Here is a 26,610-nt window from a genome sequence, read left to right on the forward strand (position 1 = left end):
CTCTGCTACCGCGCGGGCCCGATGTCAGGGGCAGGTCTTGCGGTAGGGCCGGGGGCCGAAGGTCTCGCGCCATTCCTCGGCGGTCAGGTCGCGGCCGGCTGTTCGGCAAGCGAACTCGACGGTGTGGTCGAGGCGGGTGTCCCAGGTGTAGATCGCGTCGTCGTAGGACGCGATCACCACGGTGTGGCCGTCGGGCCGGAAGTCCGCCGTGACGGTTGTCCGGTTCGGGACAACGACGGAGCCAAGTGGAGCGCCGGTGGAGCCGTCGTACAGGTTCACCGTCCCCTCACCGGGCGCCACCAGGAGGGAACCGTCGGCAGAGAACGCGAGACTGTTCGCGCCCCGTTTGACTTTCACAGGTCGTCCAGGCGGTGCGCCGGGCGCGGTGTCGAGCACGAGTACCTCGCCCTGCGCGCTCGTGACCGCGATATGTCGTCCGTCCGGGGCGAGTGCTACGACCTCGGGGTCGGCCAGCGGCAGCCGGCCTGAGCGGATCACCTCGCCGGCCTCGAGATCCAGCAGTGCCCAACCGGTGGTCTTCACCCCGTCCGCGATGGTGTCTCCGGTGAGCACCGCGGCGGTGTGGCCGTCGGGGCCGGCTGACAACCAGTTGATCGAGCCGTTCAGCTGGACCGGTGTGCCCACCTCTTCGAGGGTGTCGGAGTCCAGCAGCGTGGCTACGCCGGACATCTGCCCGATGGCAAGCCGGCTCCCGTCTCGCCCGGCGTAGTGGAAGTCCGAGACTCGACTGCCTACCACCGGACGGCTGGCGATGAGCTCACCTGTTCGCGCGTTCCACACGCTGAGCACGTCCGACTTCATCGTCGCCGCTCGTTCCCCGGCGGGGTGCCAGGCGACGCAGTTGCCGGTGTCACTCTCCCACCAGTTCCCGGGGAGCGGGACCGGCCTGGTGGCATGGTGCGTTTCGACGTCCTTGAACGAGATCCCGGAGGGGCCTTGACGGTAGGTGGTCTTGCCGCCGGGGGCCGGACTGATGCAGCCGTAGTCGCCACCGGTTGGAGGGATGAGGTGCGCGATGTATCTGCGCCGGCCCGCGAGGTCGTAGCTGCGCAGGGCGCCTTCGTTGGCCACGTAGAGGGTCGCGTCGTCCGGACTGAAGCCGATGCCGTTGACGCCCGCCTGGCCGACATTGAGGTCCTCCACCGCGCGGCCGGCTCGCACGTCCCACACGGTCGCCTGCAGCTCGGCTGTCGTGGTCACCAGCAGGGTCCCGCGGTGTGAGAAGCGCACTGCGGCAATTGCCTCGTCGTTTCGCCGCAGCGGGCGTTCACGAAGTCCGGTCGCAGCGTCGACCAGCAGCACCTGGCCGGGATCCAGGTTCGAGCCGGCGAGGAAGCCGCCGACGGCAAGCGTCGAGCCGTCCGGGGCGACGTCGACGCCGCCGTATCTCAGCTCGGGGCGTGAGTAGCGCAGCCTCCCGGTCGGGACGTCGTAGGCGCTCAGCGGTCTGCTCGTGTACAACCGGCTCCCGTCCGGACTCATCACCAGCCCGCCGTTCCCCGCGAGGTCCGACAGTTGCAGGGTCATCCGTACCTTCGGTGTTCCGCCCGATCGGACGTCCCAGACGAGCACTGTGGCCTCATCGGTCGGTGTCCCGTTGCGGTAAGAGTGCAGCATGGCTGTGAGCGAGTTCCCGTCCCTGCTGTAGCTGACATGCGTCGCGCGTGCCGGCAGCCCGGAGCGTGGTAGTTGCTGCGACTCCGGCACCGGTTCCAGCGTCTTCGGATCGAGCAGCAGCACTGGCTGAGTCGTCGGCGAGGCCATCCCGATCGCCAACTGACGGCCGTCCGGACTGAAGACTGCTCCCCACCCGTCCTCGGGTTCCTGGCCCGGTTGGCTTTGGGGCCGGTGCTCAGCCGTCCGCTTGCCGGTCGTCAGGTCGTACACCACGGCCGTGCCGGTCGAGTCGTGCACAACAACAGTCCTGCCGTCGGGACTGATGTCCAGGCCGCGGACGTCCAGGCTTTCGGTCTCGAACGACCGGATCAGCTGGGAGTTCTTGGCAAGTACGGCGAGCAGGTTGTCCCTGGACTCGGGGGTGTCGTCGAGCCGGAGGCCGGCCACGGCGAGCAGCATCGACTTGCCGATGTCGTCCTGTACGACGGCCTTCGCGCCGGCCTTGCCGGCATCCGCAGCCACTGCCGCCTGCTCGGCGGCGGCCGCTTCCTGGTCGGCGCGCTCGGCCTGGCGGACGGCGACGAAGCCGGCGATGAGCGCGCCGACGAGCAGGAACGCGGCGGTGGTGAGGGCGGTGCGGAGGCGGCGGTTGACCCGGATCTGATGGCGGGCGATGTCTTCGGCCGCGCGGAGCTCGGCCTCGGACAGGCGGCGGCCGGCCGCGAGGAAGTCGCGTTCGGTGTCGGTCAGCGTCGGGTTGCTGTGGTGCTGCCAGTCCAGGGCCTTGGCGAGGCGGACGCCGCGGTAGAGCTCGCTGTCGGGACGAGCGAGACCGTCCCAGGAGTCCGCGGCCACGGTCAGGTGGTGCAGGATCCGCTGGCCCTCCAGGTCGTCATCCAGCCAGCCGCGCAGCCGGGGCCAGGCGCGGGCGAGTGACTCGTGCGCGAGCTCGACAACGCCGTCGTCGCTGGTGACCAGCCGCGCGCCGACCAGAAGATCGATCATCGCCTCGTTGTCCGGCCCGGTGACGACCAGGCGCCGCGGCAGCCGGCTGCGGACCGGCTCGCCGTCCGGACCGGGGGTGATCAGTCGCAGCAGCAGGTCGCGCAGCACCGTGCGACGCTGAGGCGGGATCCGTTCGTAGACCGCCTCGGCGGACTGGGCGACCGCGCCGCGGATCCCACCCGAGGCGTTGTAGCCCGCGACGGTCAGGGTCCGGCCCTCGCGACGTCGCCAGGTCTCGGCCAGCGCATGCGACATCAGCGGCAGCGCACCGGGCTGGTCGGCCACTTCGTTCACCAGTAGATCCACCAGACCTGGCTCCACCACCAGCGATGCAAGCCGGGCAGGTTCCTCGATCGCGGCGTGGAGGTCGGTTCGAGCCATTGCGGCGAGCAGGTACAGGCCCTGCTCCACGGCCCGCGCGAACCCGGAATGGGACGAGATGTCGGCCAGCCGATCGGCCCGGAACGACAGGATCAGCGGCGCCGCGGTCGGGTGCTTGGCCAGCGCGCCGAGAAACGCGTCGCGCTCCGCGGTGTCCTGGCACAGCGAGAAGACCTCCTCGCACTGGTCGACCAGCAGCGCCGGCGTCGGGCCTGACCGCGGCATCGCGTCGGCCAGCGCGGCGACTGGATGCACGCCGGGGGTGATCACGACGACCCGGACCCCGTCGCGGCGCAGGGCGGCGGTGACGCCGGCGCGGACCAGCGAGGACTTGCCGCACCCCGACGGCCCGACGACGGCGAGGACCGAGCTGTCGGCCAGCCGTCGCAGACACGCGGCGATGTCGGCATCCCGACCGAAGAACACCTCCGCGTCGTCGACGTCGTACGGCTTGAGTCCCTGGTACGGGCACACTGCGCTCGGCTCGGGCAGCGCGCTCTCCACGACCAGCGCCGGATCCTGCCGCAGGATCGCCTGCTCCAAGGCGGCGATCTCCGGTCCTGGATCCACCCCGAGGTCACGATCCAGCACCGAGCGGACCTGGCGAAGCGTCCGCAGCGATTCACCCTGACGGCCGGACTGGTACTGCGCCGTGGCCAGCAGGGCCCACCGACGTTCGCGCAACGGGGCCTCAGCAACCAACGCCTGCGCCTTCGCCAGGACCTTGTCGTGCTGGCCCGCCCGCAGGGCTGACTCGACGTACAACTCCTCGGCTGTGTACAGGAGCTCGGTCAGCCTGGCCGCCTCGACCCGGGCGGCGTCCCATCCGTCGATCTCGGCCAGCGGCCGGCCCCGCCACAACGCCAACGCGTCCGCCAGCACAAGCGCCGACCGCTCCGCGTCATCGGCGGCGAGCAGGTCGTGCGCCCGAGAGATGGCACGCTCGAAGCGCTGCGCGTCGATCTCGTCCAACGGCACGACCAGCCGATAGCCGAGAGCGGTCGTCTCGATGGCATGAACGCCCAGCAGCTTGCGCAGCCGGACCACGCACCCCTGGACGATCTTGACCCACGACGGCGGCAGTTGCTCACCCCACAACACGTCCGCCAGTTCCTCTGCGCTGACCACTTCCCCCGGGTGGACGACCAGAGCCGCGAGCACGACGCGATCACGTCGTCCGAGAACTTTGTGTTCCCCCTCGATCGTGAGCGGGCCGAGAACGGCGATACCCACTCTTCGACTGTCGACTGTGGTCAGCCACCCGTCAAGGCCGCTGATACCGCCGTGATACCGGCCTCGGTCGGCTCGATACCGCCGGGCGGGACAACGGTTCCAACGCTCGAAGCGCAGCCGGACCGCCAACCACGGCGGACCTCGCTCGAGCAGGAGAGGGAGCCATGATCACCAACGCCGGACGCACCAGGAAGCAATCCATGACCAGCCGGCTCGCCCGGTTGGCCGCAGGGGCGGCAGTCAGCCTCGCCTTCATGACGACCGCCGCGCCGGCGATGGCTATGGAGCCTCCCGAGCCGCGTGGCGGATCCATCGAGTACAGCCCGCCGCCGGCGGCCGACACGGTGGATCTGAGCTCAGTGGCACTCGGCGCCCTGTGCGGAATCGCGCTGAGTGGGGCGGGTCTGGGCATCAGTCTGGGCGTGCAACGCCACCGCGACCACCAGGCACCGCATACCGCCTGACATGCAGCGCAAGTGCTCGTGACATTACGGGCGGGTGCGTTGGTGCCGGGTGGTGGCGGTGGGTTGCGATGTAGGGGTGCTTTGGCGGCGGCTGGCGCAGTGGCGGTACCAGGCGTAGGCGAGGAGGGCGCAGATGGCGCCGTTGAGGACTCCCGCGGTGACGTCGGTCACGTGGTGCATTCCGCGGTAGAGGCGCGAGAACGCTACGAGCAGTGGCATCGCGAGGCAGAGGATCACGGTCGTCCATCGCAGCCAGGTGCGTTCGATGCGCAGGGCGAGCAGCGCGAAGGCGACGTACAAGCCGGTCGAGGCGCCGACGTGCCCACTGGGGTAGCTCGCGGTCGGTGGTGATGCGTCGAGCTTGTCGACCTCTGGGCGGTCGCGGTCCACAACTTTGGCCGCGATCAGGAAGATCAGGCCCTGCATGGCGATCGCGACCGGTGCGACGAGCGCCAGGCGCAGGTCCCGGGTCCGCCACAGCAACAGGGACGAGACCACGATGCAGACCGCGATCACGCCCGCGGTGTTGCCGATCTGCGACCACACCGCGGTGATCGTGTCCCAGGTTCCGGTCCGGTCGGCGGCGAGATCCTTGTTCACCGACTCTTCGGCGTGGGAGATCCCCTCGAGTGGTCCCTTGAGTGCGAGCCCGATGCCGATGATCACGCCACCGAGGGCTACGCCGGGTGCGACGGTCCGGGTGAGGAGGTCGCTGCCGTCTTGCCGATGAATCCAATCCATGAAGCGAACATAATGCCCAGACCGAGTACGTGCCCGGCGAGAATGTCGGACGGGAAGTGCGCGCCGATGAAGAGCCGGTCCAGACCGACGATCACCGGCACCACGATCGCGAGCGCGACGGCGATGCGACGTTGGGTCGCGGACAGTAGCGGCCAGAGCAGGAAGACCATGACACCGGCCGCCAAGGTGATGTTCAAGGCATGGCCGGAGGGAAACGAGTAACCCTCCGCGTGCGGCACCGAGTCGTCGACGACCGGCCGGGCACGCTGGGCGATGAGCTTGGAGATGCCGCCGATCCCCCAGCCGACCATCATCGTGACGAACGCCCACAACGCCCGCCCCTTGAGCTTCTTGGACCTCCACGCCCAGACCACCACCACGGTCGCCAGCAGGTACACGAAAACCGGCTGACTGATGAGCTGAACCACGGTCAGCGCCGGCACCAGCCCATGCCGAACGCTGAACCCCGTGGCCGTCCGGATCGCCGCCTCGTCGGCCCTGATCAACGGATCGAACTGCTGCCGTACGGCGAACCCGAGGAGCACCACAGGCAGCGCGAACACCAGCATCGCCAGGACACCCCGGAGCAACCGCCAGCTCCGCGTCCGGACGACCGCAGTCACACTTGCCCGCCGCATCGTCATAACCAACCTGTACCCAACGAACCACCGGAGGACCAGACCCGCACGAGCAACGGCGGCACAATCCGGTAACTCATCGGTTCCGAATCACGGTCAGAGCCACCACCGAGCCGAGGAGGGTCAGCATGTGCACGACACCCGAACACCGAACGATCGTGGGGATGCTGGCCGCCGGCAGCCCGGTCTGGTACGTCGCCGCGGTGATCAAGAGCGATCGGCACTACGTCTACACAGTCGGTGCCCGGCACGGCTATCCGGATCGTGCCGCGCTGAAGCAGTCCCTCCAGCAGTCGGCCGCGCCACGGTAGCAACCATCCGTCGGCTATCTGCGGGGGCGGTGGTCGCGAACGACGGGTGTTCCTTCGGTCGACCGGTCGAGCGATCAGCATCTGTGGGAGAGGAAAGAGTCATGCAGGACACGCGTAAATCCAGCCGCTGGTGGCGGTTGGTGAGACGGCTGGCGGCCGTAGCGGCTGTGTTGGTTCCGGTGGCGGCGATCTCGGTTGTTTCTGCCGGGCCCGCTCAGGCGACGGGGTGCCGGACGAACGGTCACGTCTATCTGACGTCGGTGAACCCCTGGAGCGTGCGGACCGAGGACCAGCCTGTCGACGGCGGCACCGACGACTACCAGATGTTCACCGGTGACTGGACGTCGTTCCGGGTCGGCGGCAACGGCCTTCGTTCGTACACGTCGCCGGCGTGGACCGTCGAGAGCAACGTCAGCGGGTCGTTCGTCTTCAACGGCCGCGTCGCCGGAAGCAACTGCGTCGCGAACGAGACGACGGTCGGCCTTGCCAGGCACACCGTTGCGGGAGAGGTCTGGACCGTCCGCGCCAACTACCTCACGGGTAACTCGGGGCGGTTCGTCCAGAACCAGGCGCACTTCCGCATCTTCTTCGTCGACCCGCCCCCGCCCGACCCGTGGTACACGCAACCGTGCTACTACGCCGAGGCGTGCTTCTGATAGTTGTCACCTGCGAGGCGCCGCTGAAGCGGCGCCTCGCAGGCCGGCCGGGGGTCAGTGCTCGGTGCCGGTGCGAGCGGTCTTCGGGAGCAGGAAGGCGATCGCGAAGGCGAGGACGATGCCGCCGGTGGTTGCGAGGAGGGCGGTCTGGGTACCGTCGAGGGCGGCCGACGGGCGGATGGCGGGGGCGGCGTGGGCCACCTTGCCCGTGAAGATGGAGCCGATCACCGCGATACCGAGCGCGATGCCCACCTGCTCGAGAGAGCCCAGCATGCCCGTGGCCGAGCCGACCTCCTCGTCGCGGACGCCGCTCAGGATGATGTCGAACAGCGGGACGAAGACCATCCCCATCCCGGTCCCACCGATCAGGTTGGGTGCGACGAGATCCCAGTGCCCGACGTTCAGCCCGGAGAGCGCGAGTACGCCGTACAGCCCGATCAGGCCGACCGCCATCAGCGCGAGGCCGGCGTGGAGCAACTTTCGACCGTACTTCTGCATCGTGATCCCGGAGACCGCCGAGCCGATCAGCGCCCCGAACGCCCAGGGCGCCATCGCGAGGCTCGCGTGGATCGGGGTGTAGCCGAGGCCGACCTGGAGGAACATCCCGAGCACGAACGTGCCGGCCATCGCACCGAAGAAGACGACCGCGAAGAACACACCGGACAGGTACGCGCGGCTCCGCAGCAGCCGGGGCTCGATCAGCGTGGTCGCGCCGACGCGCTGCCGGCGGGACTGGTAGACGCCGAACCCGGCGAGGATCGGCACCGAGGCGATCAGCAGCGCCTTCGACCACAGCGGCCAGCCGATCTCGTGACCCTGCACCAGCGGGTAGACCAGGGCGACCAGGCCGGCGCCGGCGATCAGCAGGCCGGGAATGTCCAGCGAGATCCGGCGGCCGATGGGCTGGGTGTCCGGCAGGTACTTGGCCGCGACGAGGAAGGTGAAGATGCCGATCGGGATGTTCACCAGGAAGATCGCCCGCCAGCCGATGCCCAGCAGATCCGCGTCGAGCAGCGTGCCGCCGACGATCGGGCCGATCACCGCCGACAGACCCATCACCGGACCGAAGAACCCGAACGCCTTGGCCCGCTCGCCCGGTGCGAACAGGTCCCGGGCCAGCCCGAAGCCCTGCGGCAGCATGATCGCGGCGAACGCGCCCTGAGCGACCCGCGCGCCGATCAGCATCTCCGACGACACCGCCAGGCCGCAGAGGAACGAGGTCACGGTGAACCCGCCGACGCCGATCAGCAGCGCGCGCTTCCGGCCGAGCAGGTCACCGAGGCGCCCGCCGGCCAGGAGCAGGACGGCCAGGGCCATCGTGTACCCGGCGGCCATCCACTGGAGGCTCGCGTAGGAGCCGCCGAGGTCCGCGCGGATGGCGGGAGCCGCGACGTTCATCACGGTCGAATCGAGGAGATCCATCACCGACGCGGTGATGACCGCGGAGAAGGCGAACCAGCGCTTGCGCTGCGGGGTGGCCTCGGGGACGGCTGCTTGGCTGGCGGGGAGTTCTGCGACTGCGGTCATCATCGGCTCCAGGTCCAAACGGAACGAAATGTTCTGTTCCAACTCTAACGGAACGGAGCATTCCGTTCAAGTGCTATTGTGGTCACATGACGAAAGCTCTCAGTGGCCGGCAGGCGCAGGCGGCCCGCAACGACGGCGTGATCCTGGCCGCGGCCCGGGCGGTGTTCATCGCCGACCCCGGCGCCCCGATCTCCGCGGTGGCGGAGCGCGCCGGGGTCGGTATCAGCGCGCTCTACCGGCGGTACGCGAGCAAGGAGGAGCTGCTCCGCAAGCTCTGCAGCGACGGCCTGGGCCGGTACATCGAGGAGTCGGAGAAAGCGCTCGCCGACGACCGCGATCCGTGGGTCGCGTTCGGAGCGTTCCTGCACGCGCTGGTCGACGCCGACACCAACTCACTGACCCAGCGGCTGGCCGGCACGTTCACCCCGACACCCGACCTCTGGCAGGACGCCGCCCGGGCGGCTGAGCTGAACCAGGCCATCTACGCGCGGACGAAGGACTACCTCCGGCCGGGGATCGTGGTCGAGGACTTCGGCATGATCCTGGAGCAGATCACGTCGATCAAGCTCGGCGACGAGGCGCGGACGAACCAGCTCCGGCATCGGTACCTCACGCTGATGCTGGAGGCGATGCGTCGGCCCGGCGAACGACCGGACGGCGGTTCGGAGCTCCCCGGACCGCCGCCCAGCACTGAGGAGCTGGCCGACCGCTGGCGAGCCTGACCGCTGGTCCGGCGTGGACTGGTCCGCTGTCAGGGGGCGTGAGACCGTGAGTGGATGTCGAGCGCGCTGCTGATCATCGGCGGTCTGATCGGGCTCCTGGGTGGAGCCGAGCTGCTGGTTCGCGGCGGAACGGGCCTGGCCCTACGGTTCGGCATCGCGCCGATCGTCGTCGGGGTCACGGTGGTGTCCCTCGGCACCAGCATGCCGGAACTCGCCATCGGCATCGACGCCGCACGGCAAGGCAACGCCGGCCTCGCCGTCGGCAACATCGTCGGCACCAACCTGGTCAACATCCTGCTGATCCTCGGCCTCAGCGCCCTGATCAGCCCCCTCACCCTCGACACCCGCACGATCCGCTTCGACCTGCCCTGCATGACCGCGGCCTCGCTCGTGCTCCTGCTCGTCGCCCTCGACGGCGTCCTCAGCACGATCGACGGCGTCATCCTCGTGCTGCTCGGAATCGGCTACACCCTCGCGGTACTGCGCACCAGCCGGCAGGAGACGCCCGCCGTCCAGGCGGAGTACCAGGCGAACACCGACGCGCCACAGCAGCGGCCCTGGCTGCACATCGTCAGCCTCCTCGTCGGCATCGCCGTCATCGTGATCGGCGCGACGCTCCTCGTCGACGGCGCCGTCGACGCCGCCCGGGACCTGGGCGTCAGCGACGCCGTCATCGGACTGACCATCATCGCGATCGGTACGTCGGCTCCCGAGCTCGTGACCACGATCGTCTCCACGCTCCGAGGCAACCGGGACATTGCCTTGGGCAACCTCCTGGGCTCGAGCGTCTACAACATCGCGATCATCCTCGGCATCACGATCCTCGTATCACCCAGCGTCGTCGACGTCCCCGACGAGATCATCGGCGGCGACCTCCTGCTGATGGTCGGCGCCGCGGTCGCCTGCATACCCGTCTTCATGTCCGGCCGCCGCATCACCCGCACCGAAGGCGGTGTCTTCGTCGCGGCCTACCTCGCCTACCTCGCCTGGCTCCTCATCACCCGGACGTGACAGCCGTCGGCGGACGCGGGAGCGTCCGCCGACGGCTTCGAGGGCTAAGGCCCGGTGACCGCGTTCACGATCACGGAGCCGGCGCCGATGGTGGCGTTGGTGTCGGTTTGGACGGTGAGGGTGCCGGTGATGGTCCGGCCGGCGCCCGGGTCGGCGTTGACGGTCAGGGTCGCGGTGGGCGACCACGACGAGCCTGACGGGTGCAGCGCGTTGGTGTCCGCGCTCACCAGGGTGCCGAGTGCCGGCGCGACGTAGGAGTCGACCAGGTCGTACGCCGTACTGCCGCTCGGCACGTTGAACCCGTCGACCTCGATCCTGTACAGCGCCGCGACCGGGTTGGCGAGCGTCACCTGTTCGACGGCCGTCGCGCCGCCGCTGGCTCCTACCAGGACGCAGGTCGGGGCGCAGCGGTAGACGAGGAGGTCGATGTCGGCCTGTGGATCGGACGAGTTCCCGGTGCGGATCGTGTACGACGTGACACCTGCCGGCACCGTGACGTCGAACGTCTGCGTCGCCAGGTGGGCGATCGTCGGACGCTGGGTCTGCGTGCTGGCCAACGAGCCGCCGCCGACGAGCCGGCCGGTGAAGCCGGCGAGTTGGTTGGAGACCGTGTAGTTGCGAGTGACCGGTACGCCGAGCGCCACTGACGACACCACGTCCGGGTTCGGCGAGATCGTCGTACCGAGGACTGTCGCGGTCAGGCCGAAGGGCGCTTCCTTGACGTCCGACGTACGGCGTGCCTCGACGACGACCTCCCAGACGCCCGGCTGGGGGTTGACGAACGTACGGCTATGCGGTGAGCCACCCGCACAACCTGCGCCGGCGTCCGGGTCGTAGCAACTCGTACTCGCGTTGCTGTCCACGGGCAGACCCTGCGGGCTGTACCGCAGGAAGCGGATCTGCCCCGCGCCGGCCTGGTCGCCGCCGCCGGTCAGGTCCACCTTGAGCGCGCTCGTGCCGGCCGGCACGCGGACGAAGTAGCTGCGGGTCGCGTCCCGCCCGACCTTGCCGCTGGCCTGGAACGTGTACGCGTTGGCCGCCGTCAGGTCGGCCGGCACGAACACCGAGTTCATCGTCATCAGGTCGACGCCAGGAGTGGTCGGGTCGTCGAGCTGCAGGACCGCCGAGTGGGCGCCCGTACTGGACGGGTTGATCTGGACGGAGAACGAGACCGCCTTGTTCAACGGCAGGAACACCAAGGGCAGCGACGTGAAGGTGCCGTCGTTGCCTACCCACCGCACCAGGTGCGGTATCGGCAGGTTGAGCCCGGTCGTCCGGGTCAGGGTGTACGTGCGGACGTACTTGACCCCACGGGTGACGCCCTCACGATCGTGGATGCCGACACCGACGTCCGGCGTCGCCAGCTGACCACTGAGCACGGTGTTCACCGGAACGGACGCGGTGATCGCGTTCGGCCGCTGCCCGGCGCGAAGCTGCTTCCAGGCAGCCGTCACCTGGACCAGACCTGCGCCTTGTTCGTAAGCGCCGAGCTGACTCTGGTACGCCGCACTCGACCGGATCGCGCTCCGCAGAGCGGCCGCGGTCGGCCGGGTCCCGAACGTCGCCTTGTAAGCGCTGACGAGCAGAGCACCGGCGCCCGTGGTCTCCGGAGCAGCCATCGAGGTGCCGTTCAGCATCGAGTAGCCGGGCGGCAGGGTGTACGTGCCGGCCACCGGACCACCGGGCTGCCAGAGCGGCGTGGTGGAGATCGCCGAACCCGGCGCGATGACGTCCGGCTTGAAGCCGCCGTCCTCCCGCGGGCCGCGCGACGAGAACGGGTGCAAGCCCTTGCTGTTCAAGGGATCCGAGCCGTAGTTCGCGAGCCAGGTCGCCCTCGTGATGTACGAGCCGACCGCGATCGAGTTGGTGGCCACCGCCGGATCGCCGACGGAGTTCGCCCCGGCGCCGCTGTTGCCGGCCGAGAGGAAGATCTGCATGTTGAACTCGTCGATCGTCCGGTTGTAGAGCTCCGCCCGGGCGTTGTTGCCGTCGTTGAGCCCCGGCAGACCGCCGATCGAGATGTTCACGACGTCGGCGCCGTTGTGCGCGGCGTACAGCACGCCGTCGATCAGGCCGCTCGTCGTACAGGACGTGGTGGTCAGGCAGACCTTGACCGCCATCAGCTGCGCGCCCGGAGCCGCGCCGCTCATCTGGCCGCCGAACAGGCCGTTGGCGGCGGTGATGCCGGCGACGTGGGTACCGTGCTGCGCACCGGCGATGCCCAGGTTGACCACCGAGCCCGCGTCGGAGTCCGGGTTGTACACCGAGCGATCGGTGACCACGACGAACGGGACGCTCTCGTTGACGGCCGTCGCCGGGTTGTCGGTGCCGAGGTGACCCGTGTCGCGATTGACCTTGAAGTCGATCATCGAGGTCTGGTCGGTGAAGTCGCCGTCCTGGTCGGTGTCGACGTACACCCGCTTCGTCGTACGGTCCTGCAGGACGCCGATCGACTCGGCGGTCACGCCGTCCCGGTCGATGTCGCCGCCGAGCTCGCCCTGGGCCAGCTCGCCGGCCGCCTCACGGAGCAGACCGAGCGCGTACGGACCACCCGTCGCCGGTGCGGTCCAGGTCCGGCCGCCGGCCGTGAACGTGCCGTTGAAGCGTCCCGTCGTACTGATCCAGGTCGCGTCACCCGAGGTCGGGGAGTTCGCGTTGTACCAGTCGACGATCTTCGGCAGCCCGGTCGTCGTGGTCTTCAGGGCCGGTACGTCGAGATCGATGCCGGAGTCCAGGATCGCGATCTTGGTGCCGCGGCCGTCCCACTTCGGGTTGGCCAGGGCGAACTGCGCGGCCTGGGTGTCGCCGGTCGGCAGGTACGGGTTGACCCGCGGCGTGGTCGCGCTGGGCGGTGTCTGCGGGATCGGCAGCTGGGTCCCGTCCGGCTGCGGATCGTCCATCTTGAACAGGCCGTCGACGTCGACGGCCTCGACCGCGCTCGCCTTGGCGGCCTGCTCGGCCTTGCCGACGGGCATCTCGACCTTGAGGTAGTCGACGGTCGCGTCGGTCTTCAGCACGACCCCGCCGAGAGCGCGCAGCTGGTCCGCGGCGGCCGACATCCGGTCTCGCTGGGCCGCGACCAGCAGCGTCACGGTCTTCTTGCCGGCGGCCTGCGCCGCGGCGATCCGCGCGCGGTCGGTGTCGCCGAGGTCCTGGTCCGACTTCGGATGTGGATCGGTGGCGGCGGTGGTGGCGTGGTCGGTTCCCCGCGGTTGTGCCGCGGCCCCTGGAACGGTGGTGACGGTGGCGGTTGCCAACCCGAGCACCGTGGCGAGCACGGCAGCAAGCCGCGCCTTCCGGCGGTACGCAGGCATCGTCGACAGAGTCATGTGGCGGTCCTCCCCTGGCCCGATGAGCTGCCAGCAGTGGACCCTGTCACCCCGGTCAACGCAAGACCTCGGCCCAGAACTGGCTCGCCGCTCCCGCCTCGAGGGGCGCGGCGAATCGCCGGCGGGCGTGCGGCCGCCCGCCGGCGGTTCTGGGTGGCGTGGCGTCAGTCGATGACGCGGAAGCCGTTGCGTGCACCCAGTTTCGTCAGGCTCAGCCTCCCCGGGATCCCGTCGAACGGCGGTGGGACCGTGGCCTTCTGGAAGAGCGCGTAGGCCTTGCGGAACTCGGTGCCGGCGTAGCCGTCGACGAACTCCGGCGGCTTGAGGCCCTGGTGCCGCAGCGCCTTCTCGACGATCAGCACGTCGCGCTTGTGCAGCCCGTCCCCACTCGGACGGAACTGGTCACGGCGGGCGGCGTCGATGACGTTGCTGAGGTCGACGACCGGCAACGGTATCGGAGACCCGGGTCGCCAGACCCGGACTCCGTTGACGTCCTCGCTCCAGCCGCGGTACCGCTGTCCCCAGGTGCGGGTGATGAACGAGATCGCAACCCTGTCGATCTTGCCGCGCCGCTTGATGTCGTTGCTGAAGCAGGTCCCGTCGCCGGCGCTGATGGCGACGTGCCCGTCACCTCCGTTGGTCCACCAGACGGGGACTCCGAGTGGCGGCGTACTGGTGGTGCCGTGCCTGAGGTCGGCCCCGAAGTAGCCCTTCTCGGCCGACCCGTACAGCGGTCCGACGTTGAAGCACTTCCGGACGAAGACCAGACACTGGCGGAACCAATCCTGGCTCGGGTTGGTCACCTGTCCCGTAGCGAAGTTGATCGCAGCTTGCCCGGTGCGGATCGCCATCTCACTGCCCTCCGTCCGGATCGACCTCGTCGGCCGACTTCACGGCATCGTCCGGCCGGGTCTCCTGCCCCGGCTCCTCGCCCGGTTCCAAGGCGACCTCGTCGCTGTTCCCGCCCGGCTCGGCGAACTCGCTGTCGAGCGCCGGGTCATCCGCCACCACCCCCGCCGACTTGTTCAACGGCAGCAGCGTACTTTCGTCCAACTCGTCGACAGATTGTGAACTGTCGACCACTACCTCGCTCATCGCGAAACCTCCCCCTGTTTGCTGGTACTCCAATAACTACTCTCACGCCACCGTTTGCAACATCCGAAGGAAACCCTCAGATCCGCGGCAGGAACCCTCAGATTCCCAGCCGGCCTCCGGCCGGCCTCACGATCGCGGGCCGAACAGGCGTTCTGCGTTGTGGAGAGACTCGGTGACGGCGGCTTGGCCGTGGGGGGTTACTTCTTGCTGGTACGACGTGAGGGCCTCGAGGAGTGGGGTTTCGCCGGTCAGTGCCCGGGTCAGACGGGCGGCGTCCCAGAGGGCGGTGTTGGCGCCGGCGCCGGCGGCGGGGGTCATCGGGTGGATGGCGTCGCCGAGCAGGGTGACGCGGGAGACGGGCCACGTGGCGACCTGCTTGCAGGTCCGGAGCGTGATGGGGAACGCGGCGTCGACCTCCGCGGACGCGACCAACTCGCGGACGGTCGGGTGCCACGACGCGGTCACGCGGGTGACGATGCTCCACAGGTCGGCCGGGGACATCGTGAAGAGTTCGTCATCGGCGCATCCGAGTACGGCGTTCGTTCCGGTGAGGACCGCCATCAGGTAGTCGCCGTACTCCTCCGGCGGTGTCCGGAACAGCACCGGCGCGAACGCCGCACCCGCCCCGCGCCCGTTGGTGACGAAGCTGAAACCGCGCAGGAACGCCTGTGGTACAAGGGATTTCACCGCCGGGGTCAGCGGCACCTTGCCGTAGATGCACCGCACGCCGATGTCGGCCACCTCGAAGTCCGGCACCACCTGAGCCCGGACGCGCGATCCGACACCATCCGCCCCGACCAGTACGTCGGCAGTCGCCGAAGTCCCGTCCGCGAACCGGATCCCGACCCCGTCGCCGTCAGCGACGTACGACACGAACTCCTTGCCGAACACGAGGACGTCGTCGAGCCCTGTCATCAGCGCCCGCCGGAACGCATACCGATCGACCGCGGTCACCCTGTCCGGCCCGCCACCCGGAAAGACCTGCTCGAACATCGGCTTCAACTGGCTGTCGAACCCGGCGAGCAGATCCCCGGGATGCGTCGCGGTCTCGATGACACGACGACGGACGACCTCCGGCAGCATCGAGGCCAGCGCCTCCTCCCCGACCGGGCTGATGTGGATCCGGTACCCCTGCTTGCGATGCCGCGGCGACGGATCCCGCTCGTACACCTGCACGTCCACGCCCGCCTCGGCCAATCCCTGAGCCAGCGCCAGCCCACCGATCCCCGCACCGACGACCGCTACTCGCATCACAACTCTCCCTAATCAACCGTTCCGACGACTTTATCATCCGTATGGTTGATTAAGTTAGCACGCTGGTTGGCAGTCCGCTACCATCACTGCGTGCGGAGATCACCAGGACCCGACGAGCGGCAGCGCGACGCCGAGCGGAGCCGGCAGCAGCTGCTGGACGCGGCCGTCGCCGAGTTCGGCGCGCACGGCTTCAGCGGCGCGCGGGTCAGCGAGATCGCCCGGCGGGCCGGGGTCAACAAGCAGCTGATCTCGTACTACTTCGGCGGCAAGGAGGGTCTCTACCGCGCGGTCGCCGAGCAGTGGCGGGCGAGCGAGCCGACGATCACCGCCGACGCCGGCACCCTCGGCGAGGTGGTCGGTGCCTACGCCCGCGCGGCGATGGCGCAGCCCGACATGCTCCGGCTGCTGGTCCGTGAAGGCGTGGACAGCGACACCGGCGGGAACGACGAAGGACGGACCGCCCGCTTCGAGGGAATGCTCGCCGACTTCCGCCAACGGCAGGCCGACGGAGAGCTCGCGGCCGACCTGGATCCGGCGTACGTCGGACTCGCACTGTTCGGCCTGGCCGCGGCACCGGTCGTGTTCCCGCAGATCGCCCGTGCCCTCGGCCTGGATCCTGACGCCGCCGACTTCGCCGACCGGTACACCGAGCAGGCCGCCCGGCTCGTGTCACATCTGGCCGAGAAGGACTAGAGCGCGCCCGAGATCGCCGTCTTGCGCAGGTCGGCGCGGTACGCCTCGAGCGCGATCAGCTCGCCGAACATCCGGTTGTAGTCGTCGGCGCGGTCGATCGGATTCGTCCGCTGCAGCTTGGACTTCAGGTCCTGGATCCGGCGCGCACAGGTCAGCTCCTGCAACCGGGCCAGCAACGCCTGCGCATACGGCTCGTCGGGCTCGCGTCCGAGCCGCAACGGATCCACGGCCAGCGCGCTCACCACCGCCGCGGCCGGATCGTTGCCGATGGCATCGCGTACGGCGACCACCCACGCCTCACCGGGAGCCGCGGCGGCCGGACCGCCCACCTTCGCCATCGCGACCCGGATCGCGGCCAGCCACGGATGCGTGAAGTCGTGGTCGTCGAGCTCGTCGAACGCGACGCCGACCAGCGCCGGATGCTGCATCGCGACCTTCAGCACGTCCCACTCGATCACGAACCGCTGGTCCCGCGGCGACGGGATGTCCACCCGCGGCGGAGGAGCGGGAGCCTCGGTCTGGACGACGACCGGCCCGCGATCGTTGGACGGCGCGGCCGCCGGCGCCGGCCGGGACGCCGCCCGGTACACCTCGGAGCGGACCTGGTCGACCTCCATCCCGAGCTGCCCGGCGAGCTCGCGGGTGAACGCGTCCACCTTCGACCGGTCACGGATGCTGATCACCAGGCGGGCCGCCTCGCGGAGCGCGTCGATCCGCGTGTCCGCGCGATCCAGGTCGTACTTCGACAGCACGTTGGTGAGCACGAACCGGTACAGCGGAACCCGCCGCCCGATCAGCTCGCGGACCGCGGCGTCACCCTTCTCCAGCCGCAGGTCGCACGGATCCAGTCCGTCCGGCTCCACGGCGACGTACGTCTGCGAGGCGAACGCCTGGTCGCCGGCGAAGGCCTTCAGCGCCGCACGCTGACCGGCCTCGTCACCGTCGAAGGTGAAGATCACCTCACCACGGAACTGGTCATGGTCGAGCAGCAGCTGCCGCAGTACACGCGCGTGGTCGTCGCCGAACGACGTCCCACAGGTGGCGACCGCCGTCTGCACGCCCGCCAGGTGGCAGGCCATCACGTCGGTGTAGCCCTCGACGACCACGGCCTGGCGGCCCTTGGCGATCTCGCGGCGGGCGAGGTCGACGCCGTACAGAACCTTGGACTTCTTGTAGATCGGGGTCTCGGGAGTGTTCAGGTACTTCGCTTCGATCCGGTCGTCGTCGAACAACCGACGGGCACCGAACCCGATCACGTCCGAGGACGCGTCCCGGATCGGCCACATCAGCCGGCCGCGGAACCGGTCGTACAGGCCGCGCTGTCCTTCGGCGGACAGGCCGGCTGCGACGAGCTCCGCGTTCGTGAAGCCGCGGCCGCGCAAGTGGTTGGTCAGCGCCTCACCGCCGCGCGGCGAGAACCCGACGCCGAAGTGGACGGCGGCGTCCTTGTCGAAGCCGCGCTTGTCCAGGAACTGCCGGCCGGGCGCTGCGTCGGCCGCGCCGAACAGCTGCTCGACGTAGTACTCCGCGGCGACCTTGTGCGCCTCGACCAGCCGGGGCCGCTGGTTGCCCGGACCGCGCTGGATCGGCGCGCCGGACTCGTCGTACCGCAGTTGGATGCCGACCTTGGCGGCCAGCGTCTCGACCGCTTCGTGGAAGCTGATCTGGTCGATCTTCTGGATGAAGTCGATGACGTCGCCGCCCTCTTGGCAGCCGAAGCAGTAGAAGAACCCCCGCGCCGGGGTGACGTTGAACGACGGCGACTTCTCGTCGTGGAACGGGCACAACCCCTTGAGCGAACCACCGCCGGCGTTCTTCAAGGTCACGTACGAGCCGACGATGTCGTCGATCCGGGCCCGCTCGCGCACCAGCGCGATGTCCTCGTCCTTGATCCGGCCTGCCACCCCGCGAGTCTACGACGCCGGCCGGGTGGACTTAACCTGGATGCCGTGCCGCGTACTCTTCGCCCTGGTCAAGTGTCCGAGCTCTACGTCGTCGAGGTGTCCACCGGCGAGCGCCGCCTGGTGTACAGCTCCCCCGATCTGCTCTTCGAAGCGCCCAACTGGACGCCCGGCGGCGAGCTCATCGTCAACGGGGACGGACGGCTGTTCCGGGTCGCCGACGGGCTCGAGGAGATCGACCTCGGCGGGGTGCCGGCGATCAACAACGACCATGTGGTGAGTCCGGACGGGACGACGGTCTACGTGTCGGCCGACGACGGACATCTGTACGCCGTACCGCTCGAGGGCGGCCGGCCGCGTCGGGTGACCAACGATCGGGGACCCGGGTTCCACCACTACCTGCACGGGGTCTCGCCGGACGGCACGACCTTGGCGTACATCGGGTTGGAGCACGTGGACGGGCGCCGGATCACCAACGTGTGGACGATTCCGGCGGCCGGCGGTGACGACGTACAGATCACCGACGACGAGCACGCGGACGACGGGTCCGAGTACAGCCCGGACGGAAAGTGGATCTACTTCAACTCGGAAAGAGCCGGCCACGCCCAGTTGTTCAGGATCGGGGGTGGTGAGATCGAACAGCTGACCTTCGACGAGCGGGTGAACTGGTTCCCGCATCCGGCACCGGACTGCTCCGCGACCGCCTACGTCAGCTTCCCGCCCGGCACCGAGGGGCATCCCGCCGATATCGAGGACGTCCGGGTGCGGCTGCTCACCGCCGGCGGTGAGATCAGGGAGATCGCGACACTGTTCGGCGGCCAGGGCACGATGAACGTGCCGAGCTGGTCGCCGGACAGCACCGCCTTCGCGTACGTCGCCTACCCGCTCTAGACGTCCGCCAGCTCCACCGAGGTGTCGGCGAGGCGGGCCGGGTCGACCTGCTTGCCGGAGCGGATCAGAGCCTGGATCGCGTCGATCGTGTCCCAGTTGTTGACGTGCATGCCGGCGAGGACATGCCGGTCGTCGTCCAGCCAGAACGCGAAATAGGCACCGGAGGCCGGGTCGCCGCGCAGGACGACCTGGTACGACATACCGCGCGGAACGTCACCGGCGTACTCCATGCCGAGGTCGAACTGGTCGGTGAAGAAGTACGGGATCGCGTCGTGCGCAACGTCCTGGCCGAGCATCGCCTTCGCGGCCGACTCGCCGGTGTCCTTCGCGTTCTGCCAGTGCTCTACCCGCACCGGCCGCCCGAACAGCGGGTGGGCCCACCGCACCACGTCGCCGGCGGCGTACACGTCCGCGGCCGAGGTCCGCAGGTCCGGGCCGGTCACGATGCCCGAGCCGTTCTCGCGGGTCGCGACCTCGATGCCGGCCTCCGCGGCCAGCTCGACATTCGGCTGTACGCCGACGCCGACGACCACCAGGTCCGCCGGAAGCACCTCGTCACCGGCGAGCCGCACCCCGCTCACCTCGTCGGTGCCCTCGAAGCCCTCGACGCCGGCGCCGAACCGGAACTGGACCCCGTGCTGCCGGTGGAACTCGGCGAACAACTCGCCGATCTCTTCGCCGAGGACCGCGGCCAGCGCGGTCGACTGCGGCTCGACGACCGTGACCTCACACCCACGTTCGCGAGCAGCCGAGGCCGCCTCCAACCCGATCCAGCCCGCGCCGACCACGACGACACGCGGCTTGGCGGCGTACGCGTCGGTCAGGGCCTGTGACTCCTCGGCCGTCCGCAGGTAGTGGATGCCCGGAAGGTCGGCACCCGGTATGTCGAGCTTCCGGACGCGGCTGCCGGTGGCGATCAGCAGCTTGGCGTAGGACACCTGGGAACCGTCGTCGAGGGTGACCGTGTGGGCGGCGGGATCGATGGCGGTGACGGTCTGCCCGAGGCGCAGCTCGATCGTGTTGTCGTCGTACCACTGCTGGTCGTGCAGCTGGGCCACGTCCGTCTGGTCCTTGCCGAGCAGCACCCCCTTGGACAGCGGCGGTCGCTCGTACGGCAGGGCGTTCTCACTGCCGATCAGGACGATGCCGCCGCTCCAGCCTTCGGTCCGCAGCGTCTCCGCCGCGGTCGCTCCCGCGAGGCTCGCACCGACGATGACAATGGGTTGCTGGTCTGCGTCTGTCATGCAGCCGACTCTAGTGCGCGAGACCGTGTCGCGTACCCACCGAGTCAGTACTCAGTGGACGAGCTGGGCGTGCCAGGTCTGGGCTGAGGGGTCGGTGAGGGAGGCGACCTGGTCGACGATGACGCGGAGGCGGGTGTGGTCGTCGGGGGCCTCGGTGAAGTCGGACCGGAAAGCGGCGTCCAGGTGGCGGGGTGCCGTCTTCCAGAGGGCCTCGACGAGCTCGGTGAGGAGCTCGCGCTGGGAGGCGCGGCGGGCCTGCCGCTCGGGTGAGTCGAGGACGTGGAACATGCCGACGCCTTTGAGCAGACCGATCTCCACCCGGATGCCGTCGGGGATGACCAGGTCGGCCTCGTACCGGATCAGGCGGGAGCGGCCGAAGACCGCATGCGTCGCCTGCTCGGCGGCTGTCGCGAAGCGTCCGATCAGCTGGCTGGTCAGGTCCTTCAGCCCGCCGAGCGCCCGCCGGCTGTCGTCGAACCGCCCGCCCGGCCAGTAGTTCAGCGCCGTCAGCCGCGCCCAGCCCTCGTCCAGCTCCGCATCGGTTGCCTCCGGCAAATACAGCCGCCGGACGATCTCCCAGTACGGCGCCCGGTCCGCGCCGACCGCCGCGAGATCGATGTGGTGGGCAACGATCCCGTCCTCGACGTCGTGCACCGAGTACGCCACGTCGTCGGCGAAGTCCATCACCTGCGCCTCCAGGCAGCGGCGCTCGCCGACGCCCTGACGCAACCACGTGAAGACCGCGAGATCGTCGTCGTACACTCCGAACTTGCGTTCTCCGCCGCGCCGGGGCCACGGATACTTGGTGGCCGCGTCGAGCGTGGCCCGGCTGAGGTTGAGCCCGACGCTGCGGCCGTCGGCGTCGAACGTCTTCGACTCAAGCCTTGTCAGCAGACGCAACGTCTGCGCGTTCCCTTCGAACCCGCCGATGTTCGCGGCGACCTGGTCGAGCGCCCGCTCGCCGTTGTGCCCGAACGGCGGGTGCCCCAGATCATGGGACAGGCAGGCGGCGTCGACGATGTCCGGATCGCAGCCGAGGGTCGCGGCCAGCTCGCGACCGATCTGCGCGACCTCGAGGCTGTGGGTCAGCCGGTTGCGGACGAAGTCGTCGCTACCGGCCGTCACCACCTGCGTCTTGGCGGCCAGCCTCCGCAACGCCGCACTGTGCAGCACGCGGGCACGATCACGCGCGAACGCCGTCCGCCCCGGCCGCTTGACCGGCTCGGCGACCCATCGCTCGGCGTCATGCTCGTCGTACCACTCATGCTGCTTCCTCATCACTGCTCACAGTAGCGGCGACCACCGACAGTTCGGTGAACAAGCGTCGAGCAGACCGCATTGGATCCGACGTCCCGGGTACAGCGGAAGCGAGGGAAGGAAGAGTCGTGGTTCACGAACGAAGGTCAAGCCTGCCGGCGGTCGTCGATCGGACCGGGTTCGAGGCGGAACTGGACGCGCTCCGCGTCCGGGAGAAGGCGCACACCCACGAGGGCGACGCGATCGCCGCGGCCCGCAGGCGCCTGCCGATGGTCGAGGTCGACGCCACCGTCAAGCTGATCGGACCCAAGGGACCGCTGACCCTGCTCGACGCCTTCGAAGGGCGCAAGCAACTCATCGCCTACTACTTCATGTGGCACCCCGGTAAACCTGCCGGCGATCAGTGCCAGGGCTGCACCTGGTGCAACGGCAACGTCGCCGAGCTGTCCTACCTGCACTCCCGCAGCATCACGTACGCCGTCTTCTGCCAGGGCCCCTACGACGAGAGCCGCCGCTACCGCGATTTCATGGGCTGGACGATGCCCTGGTACTCGGCCGTGGACTCGCTCGACGAACTGCTCGTCGGCCGCAAGGTCGGCAACATGCACCTGGTCTGCTACGTCCGGGACGGCGATCGCGTGTTCGAGACCTGGTGGACGACGATCCGCGGCGTCGAGGTGATGGACAACAGCTACTCGCTGATGGACCTCACCGTGTACGGACGCCAGGAGGAACACGAGGACTCCCCTGCCGGATGGCCGCAGCCTTGGGAAGTAGGTGGTCTGACCGCCGACGGCCGTCCCATCTCCCAGTGGTCGCGCCTGGAAGCCGGCCGCTCTGACGACCTCACCTGAGGGGCGTGAATCGCCAGAGCGGCCTTGGACCGCGGGTCAGCTGGAGACGCAGTAGCGAAGCCAGACCACACCGCCGTCGAAGACCTCGGTGCCGGCGTGCTGCAACTCCAGCCGTCCCGTGTCGTACCAGCGTCGGCCGGTCCCGACGAGGACCGGGTGGACGAGCAGCGCGAGCTCATCGACGAGGCGGAGGTCGAGGAGCGCGTTGACGAGCGCACCGCCGGAGTCGACCCGGACCGTCTGAACCCCGCGCGTACCAAGGACATCGAGCACCTCGGCCAGGTCGACCTGGTCGTATCCGGTGACGAGCTCACGGGTCGTCGCGTCGGGCGGTCGCGCCGGCGTCTGATCGGCGTACAGGGCAAGGACGTCGGACCAGTGGCCGAGCTGTCGGAGCGTCTCCCACTCACGGACCCGCCCCCGGCTGTCCACCACCGCGAGCAACGGACCATCAGGCCGCGGCCCCGGCCGAGGAGCCGCCCGTACGGCGATCTCCTGCGCAAGGATCGTGTCGGCACCGACCAAGGTGACGTCCTCCTGCCACAAGGTCGCGAGCGCATAGAACCGCGCAAGGTCGACGTCGAATCCCGACGTCACCCCGTCCAGCGACACCGCCACCTGAGCCACCACATGAGGCCGCATGCCGCCAACCTAGAGAGGCCCACCGACAACCTCACCAGGGCAAAGTCGTCCCGGCAGTGGCGGCTGACTCCAGCCGGAAGCGAACGGCGTGCCGGGCCTGGTCGTACGTCGATTTGTCCTCGTGCAGGATCGACGCGAGGTTCGCCGCCTCGTAGTACGCGTTGAGATCGAAGGCCAGGAACTTCGGGTCGCCGGCCAGCTCACCCCGGTCGATCGCCTCGGCGATCATGGTCTCGATCAGGTCCATCCACTCGCGATGCACGGCGGCGAGCGACTCCTGCACCGCTCCGCCGCGGGCCGCGTACTCGTGCGAGACCTTCTGGAAGAAGCACCCGCCCGGGAACACCCGGCGCTCCGAGTAGTCCAGCCAGTGCTTGCTCAACGCCCAGACCCGCCCGAGCCCGGGCTCGACCTCCAACGCCGGCGTCACCACGTTGTCGGCGTAGATCCGGCGCGCGGCCCGGATCGTCGCGAGCTGCAACTCCTCCTTGGACCCGAAGTGCGCGAACAGCCCGCTCTTGCTGATCCCCAGCTCGGTCGCGAGCCGCCCGATCGACAGTCCTTCGAGCCCGTCGACCGAGGCGATGTCGACCGACCGGCGCAGCACCGCGCGCCGGGTCTGGTCACCCCGCGCCAGCCGTCCGTCGACCTTCTCCACGGTTCCCGATCCTAAGGGTGTTGACGTTCGTGCCTTGCCAAACTAATAATACGACCGTTCGTATAGTTTGCCAGTCGAGGAGCGCCATGAAGAACCTGGTCAGGACCGGACTGCCGGCCATCGGAGCGGTGTCACCCCGGCTCGCCGGACGCCTCGCGTTCGCGCTGTGGCGCCGGCCGCTGGCCCGCGGCCGGGTCCGCGACGCCGAGCGCAAGGTCCACGAGGCCGCGCGGGTCGAGGTCGTCGACGGCGTCGTCAGCTACGCCTGGGGCGACGGCCGCCGGCCGGTGCTGCTCGTGCACGGCTGGCGCTCCCGCGCGTCGCGGTACGCCGGGTTCGTCACCAAGCTGCTCGAGCTCGGCTACAGCCCGGTCTCGTACGACGCTCCCGGGCACGGCGACTCCGCCGGTCCGATCGTGTCGATCCTCGGCCACCAGCGGATCATCCGCCGGCTGGAGGAGCTGCACGGCCCGTTCGAGGGCGTGATCGCCCACTCCCTCGGCGTACCGTTCGCGCTGTACGCCGTCCGCGAAGGCGTGGCCGCCGGGCGGATGGTCACGATCAGCGGCGTGGCCGAGTTCGGCTACCTGGCGGACACCTTCTGCGCCGAGCTGGGTCTGGGCCCGAAGATCAACCGGGCGCTCCGGCGAAACATCGAGCGCGGGTACTTCGACGGCGACGACCGGATCTGGACCCGGTTCTCGGTGTCCACCGGTGACATCGACCTACTGGTGATCCACAACGACGAGGACGAGGTCGTGGATCCTCGGCAGGCGGGCGTGCTGGTCAGGGCCTACGGACCGCGGGCGAACTTCCTCGCGACGAACGGCCTGGGTCACAGCCGGATCCTGTCCGATCCGGAGGTGATCACCGAGGCCGTCGCCTTCCTGCAGGACTCAGATGTCCCGGAACGTCTCGATCTGGGCGCCTAGGCTGTTGAGCCGGGTGGCAAGGTCCTCGTAGCCGCGGTTGATCACGTAGACGCTGCGCAGGACCGACGTACCCTTCGCGGCCATCATCGCGATCAGCGTGACCACGGCCGGCCGGAGCGCCGGCGGGCACATGATCTCCGCACCGGAGAAGTGCGTCGGGCCCTCGACCATCACCCGGTGCGGGTCGAGCAGCTTGACCCGGCCGCCGAGCTTGTTCAGGTCGGTCAGGTAGATCGCGCGGTTCTCGTAGACCCAGTCGTGGATCAGCGTCTGGCCGGTCGCCTTCGCCGCGATCACCGCGAAGAACGGCAGGTTGTCGATGTTCAGGCCGGGGAACGGCATCGGGTGGATCTTGTCGATCGGCGCGTGCAGCTTCGACGGCCGGGTGGTCAGGTCGACCAGCCGGGTCCGGCCGTTCTCGGCCAGGTACTCGTCGCTGCGGCTGTAGTCGAGGCCCATCTCCTCCAGCAGCGCGAGCTCGATCTCCAGGAACTCCACCGGCGCCCGGCGGATGGTGATCTCCGAGCCGGTCACGATCGCCGCGGTGAGCAGGCTCATCGCCTCGATCGGGTCCTCGGACGGCGCGTAGTCGACGTCCACGTCGATCTCGGACTTGCCGTGCACGGTCAGCGTGGTGGTGCCGACCCCGTCGATCCGCACCCCGAGCAGGTCGAGGTAGAAGCACAGGTCCTGGACCATGTAGTTCGAGCTGGCATTGCGGATCACCGTGACCCCGTCGTACCGGGCCGCGGCCATGATCGCGTTCTCGGTCACGGTGTCGCCGCGCTCGGTCAGCACGATCGGCTTGCCCGGGCTGATCGCCCGATTCACCACCGCGTGGTACTCACCGCCGGTCGCCTTCACCTCGAGCCCGAACGGACGGAGCGCGGCCATGTGCGGCTCGACGGTCCGCGTGCCCAGGTCGCAGCCACCGGCATACGGCAACTGGAAGGTGTCCTCGCGGTGCAGCAGCGGGCCGAGGAACATGATGATCGAGCGGGTCCGGCGGGCCGCCTCGGCATCCATCGCCCCGAGGTCGAGGTGGGCCGGCGGGACGATCTCCAGGTCGCCGGCGTCGTTCAGCCAGGTGGTCCGGACGCCGATCGAGTTCAGCACCTCGAGTAGCCGGTTGACCTCTTCGATCCGGGCCACCTTGCGCAGCGTCGTCCGGCCCTTGTTCAGCAGGCTGGCGCACAGCAGCGCGACACCGGCGTTCTTGCTGGACTTCACGTCGATGGATCCGGACAGCCGCAGTCCACCCACCACACGGAGGTGGACCGGGCCTCCTCCGAGAGAGACAATTTCGGAGTCGAGTGCCTCGCCGATCCGGGCGAGCATCTCGAGGGTGAGGTTCTGATGACCCTTTTCGATCCTGTTCACCGCACTCTGGCTGGTGTTCAGTACTTCCGCGAGCTGCGTCTGCGTCCAGCCGCGATGCTTGCGGGCGTCCCGGATGAGATTTCCGATCCGGCTCAGGTAGTCATCGGTCATGCGCCGGACCTTATCTCACATGTGAGATACCTCTGCATCGAC

The 26,610-nt window shown here is 69.1% G+C and carries 23 protein-coding genes; 9 read left to right on the plus strand and 14 right to left on the minus strand.

Annotation, left to right across the window (positions count from 1 at the left end; translation table 11 throughout):
* Nucleotides 1-24: 24 nt before the first annotated feature.
* Entirely contained in the window at nt 25-4,257 is a 4,233-nt protein-coding gene (locus ACZ6O0_RS34160) for an nSTAND1 domain-containing NTPase (protein WP_465769155.1), read from the minus strand.
* 164 nt (nt 4,258-4,421) lie between these two features.
* Here ACZ6O0_RS34160 and ACZ6O0_RS34165 point away from each other — a divergent pair, with 164 nt between their 5' ends.
* Nucleotides 4,422-4,721 carry a hypothetical protein gene (locus ACZ6O0_RS34165; protein WP_465769156.1) on the plus strand — a complete coding sequence of 100 codons (300 nt, stop codon included), beginning with the start codon at nt 4,422-4,424 and terminating at the stop codon, nt 4,719-4,721.
* A 24-nt stretch (nt 4,722-4,745) separates the two neighbouring features.
* Here ACZ6O0_RS34165 and ACZ6O0_RS34170 read toward each other — a convergent pair whose 3' ends face one another.
* Both ACZ6O0_RS34170 and ACZ6O0_RS34175 read right to left on the minus strand, forming a co-directional pair.
* Nucleotides 4,746-5,462, minus strand: coding sequence for a phosphatase PAP2 family protein (locus tag ACZ6O0_RS34170; protein WP_465769157.1), 717 nt, complete (start codon nt 5,460-5,462; stop codon nt 4,746-4,748).
* Nucleotides 5,399-6,100 (minus strand): phosphatase PAP2 family protein, encoded by a 702-nt coding sequence (locus ACZ6O0_RS34175; protein WP_465769158.1) that lies wholly within the window; start codon nt 6,098-6,100, stop codon nt 5,399-5,401. Before ACZ6O0_RS34175 ends, ACZ6O0_RS34170 begins: the two co-directional genes overlap by 64 nt.
* Nucleotides 6,101-6,228: 128 nt before the next feature.
* On the opposite strand from ACZ6O0_RS34175, the gene ACZ6O0_RS34180 reads away from it, so the two are divergent.
* Both ACZ6O0_RS34180 and ACZ6O0_RS34185 read left to right on the plus strand, forming a co-directional pair.
* Nucleotides 6,229-6,411, plus strand: a complete 183-nt coding sequence (locus tag ACZ6O0_RS34180) for a hypothetical protein (RefSeq protein WP_465769159.1) — start codon at nt 6,229-6,231, stop codon at nt 6,409-6,411.
* A 101-nt stretch (nt 6,412-6,512) separates the two neighbouring features.
* Entirely contained in the window at nt 6,513-7,067 is a 555-nt protein-coding gene (locus tag ACZ6O0_RS34185) for a hypothetical protein (RefSeq protein ID WP_465769160.1), read from the plus strand.
* Between the two features lie 54 nt (nt 7,068-7,121).
* Here ACZ6O0_RS34185 and ACZ6O0_RS34190 read toward each other — a convergent pair whose 3' ends face one another.
* Nucleotides 7,122-8,594: an MFS transporter gene (locus ACZ6O0_RS34190; RefSeq protein ID WP_465769161.1), complete on the minus strand. Its 1,473-nt coding sequence runs from the start codon at nt 8,592-8,594 to the stop codon at nt 7,122-7,124.
* 86 nt (nt 8,595-8,680) lie between these two features.
* Here ACZ6O0_RS34190 and ACZ6O0_RS34195 point away from each other — a divergent pair, with 86 nt between their 5' ends.
* Nucleotides 8,681-9,316 (plus strand): TetR/AcrR family transcriptional regulator, encoded by a 636-nt coding sequence (locus tag ACZ6O0_RS34195; RefSeq protein WP_465769162.1) that lies wholly within the window; start codon nt 8,681-8,683, stop codon nt 9,314-9,316.
* A 54-nt stretch (nt 9,317-9,370) separates the two neighbouring features.
* A complete protein-coding gene (locus ACZ6O0_RS34200) occupies nt 9,371-10,327 on the plus strand; it encodes a calcium/sodium antiporter (RefSeq protein WP_465769163.1) in 957 nt (318 codons plus the stop codon).
* Between the two features lie 44 nt (nt 10,328-10,371).
* On the opposite strand, the gene ACZ6O0_RS34205 is transcribed toward ACZ6O0_RS34200, so the two are convergent.
* The 4 genes from ACZ6O0_RS34205 to ACZ6O0_RS34220 form a co-directional block, all read right to left on the minus strand.
* Nucleotides 10,372-13,656: a S8 family serine peptidase gene (locus ACZ6O0_RS34205; protein WP_465769164.1), complete on the minus strand. Its 3,285-nt coding sequence runs from the start codon at nt 13,654-13,656 to the stop codon at nt 10,372-10,374.
* A gap of 164 nt (nt 13,657-13,820) precedes the next feature.
* Nucleotides 13,821-14,507: a peptidoglycan-binding domain-containing protein gene (locus tag ACZ6O0_RS34210; RefSeq protein ID WP_465769165.1), complete on the minus strand. Its 687-nt coding sequence runs from the start codon at nt 14,505-14,507 to the stop codon at nt 13,821-13,823.
* A 1-nt stretch (nt 14,508) separates the two neighbouring features.
* Nucleotides 14,509-14,751, minus strand: coding sequence for a hypothetical protein (locus ACZ6O0_RS34215; protein ID WP_465769166.1), 243 nt, complete (start codon nt 14,749-14,751; stop codon nt 14,509-14,511).
* 126 nt (nt 14,752-14,877) lie between these two features.
* Nucleotides 14,878-16,002: an FAD-dependent oxidoreductase gene (locus ACZ6O0_RS34220; protein ID WP_465769167.1), complete on the minus strand. Its 1,125-nt coding sequence runs from the start codon at nt 16,000-16,002 to the stop codon at nt 14,878-14,880.
* Nucleotides 16,003-16,095: 93 nt separating this feature from the next.
* Here ACZ6O0_RS34220 and ACZ6O0_RS34225 point away from each other — a divergent pair, with 93 nt between their 5' ends.
* A complete protein-coding gene (locus ACZ6O0_RS34225; RefSeq protein ID WP_465769168.1) occupies nt 16,096-16,698 on the plus strand; it encodes a TetR/AcrR family transcriptional regulator in 603 nt (200 codons plus the stop codon).
* Here ACZ6O0_RS34225 and dnaG read toward each other — a convergent pair.
* Nucleotides 16,695-18,602 carry a DNA primase gene (gene dnaG, locus ACZ6O0_RS34230; protein ID WP_465769169.1) on the minus strand — a complete coding sequence of 636 codons (1,908 nt, stop codon included), beginning with the start codon at nt 18,600-18,602 and terminating at the stop codon, nt 16,695-16,697. The genes ACZ6O0_RS34225 and dnaG overlap by 4 nt on opposite strands.
* Nucleotides 18,603-18,674: 72 nt before the next feature.
* On the opposite strand from dnaG, the gene ACZ6O0_RS34235 reads away from it, so the two are divergent.
* Nucleotides 18,675-19,490, plus strand: coding sequence for a TolB family protein (locus ACZ6O0_RS34235; RefSeq protein WP_465769170.1), 816 nt, complete (start codon nt 18,675-18,677; stop codon nt 19,488-19,490).
* Here ACZ6O0_RS34235 and ACZ6O0_RS34240 read toward each other — a convergent pair.
* Both ACZ6O0_RS34240 and ACZ6O0_RS34245 read right to left on the minus strand, forming a co-directional pair.
* Complete coding sequence (locus tag ACZ6O0_RS34240) at nt 19,487-20,734, minus strand: NAD(P)/FAD-dependent oxidoreductase (RefSeq protein WP_465769171.1); 1,248 nt, start codon at nt 20,732-20,734, stop codon at nt 19,487-19,489. The two genes, ACZ6O0_RS34235 and ACZ6O0_RS34240, sit on opposite strands and share 4 nt — an antisense overlap.
* Before the next feature lie 51 nt (nt 20,735-20,785).
* Nucleotides 20,786-22,012 carry a deoxyguanosinetriphosphate triphosphohydrolase gene (locus ACZ6O0_RS34245; RefSeq protein WP_465769172.1) on the minus strand — a complete coding sequence of 409 codons (1,227 nt, stop codon included), beginning with the start codon at nt 22,010-22,012 and terminating at the stop codon, nt 20,786-20,788.
* A gap of 107 nt (nt 22,013-22,119) precedes the next feature.
* Between ACZ6O0_RS34245 and ACZ6O0_RS34250 the strand changes: the two genes are divergently transcribed.
* A complete protein-coding gene (locus ACZ6O0_RS34250; protein ID WP_465769173.1) occupies nt 22,120-22,845 on the plus strand; it encodes a DUF899 family protein in 726 nt (241 codons plus the stop codon).
* 36 nt (nt 22,846-22,881) lie between these two features.
* Here ACZ6O0_RS34250 and ACZ6O0_RS34255 read toward each other — a convergent pair whose 3' ends face one another.
* Together ACZ6O0_RS34255 and ACZ6O0_RS34260 are read right to left on the minus strand one after the other, a co-directional pair.
* Nucleotides 22,882-23,487 (minus strand): dihydrofolate reductase family protein, encoded by a 606-nt coding sequence (locus tag ACZ6O0_RS34255; protein WP_465769174.1) that lies wholly within the window; start codon nt 23,485-23,487, stop codon nt 22,882-22,884.
* Nucleotides 23,488-23,518: 31 nt separating this feature from the next.
* Entirely contained in the window at nt 23,519-24,145 is a 627-nt protein-coding gene (locus ACZ6O0_RS34260; protein WP_465769175.1) for a TetR/AcrR family transcriptional regulator, read from the minus strand.
* 86 nt (nt 24,146-24,231) lie between these two features.
* Here ACZ6O0_RS34260 and ACZ6O0_RS34265 point away from each other — a divergent pair, with 86 nt between their 5' ends.
* On the plus strand, nt 24,232-25,077 hold the full coding sequence (locus ACZ6O0_RS34265) for an alpha/beta hydrolase (RefSeq protein WP_465769176.1): 846 nt from the start codon (nt 24,232-24,234) through the stop codon (nt 25,075-25,077).
* Here ACZ6O0_RS34265 and ACZ6O0_RS34270 read toward each other — a convergent pair.
* Complete coding sequence (locus ACZ6O0_RS34270) at nt 25,042-26,568, minus strand: helix-turn-helix domain-containing protein (protein ID WP_465769177.1); 1,527 nt, start codon at nt 26,566-26,568, stop codon at nt 25,042-25,044. The two genes, ACZ6O0_RS34265 and ACZ6O0_RS34270, sit on opposite strands and share 36 nt — an antisense overlap.
* Between the last annotated feature and the right edge of the window lie 42 nt (nt 26,569-26,610).

The organism is Kribbella sp. NPDC048837 (assembly GCF_055586945.1).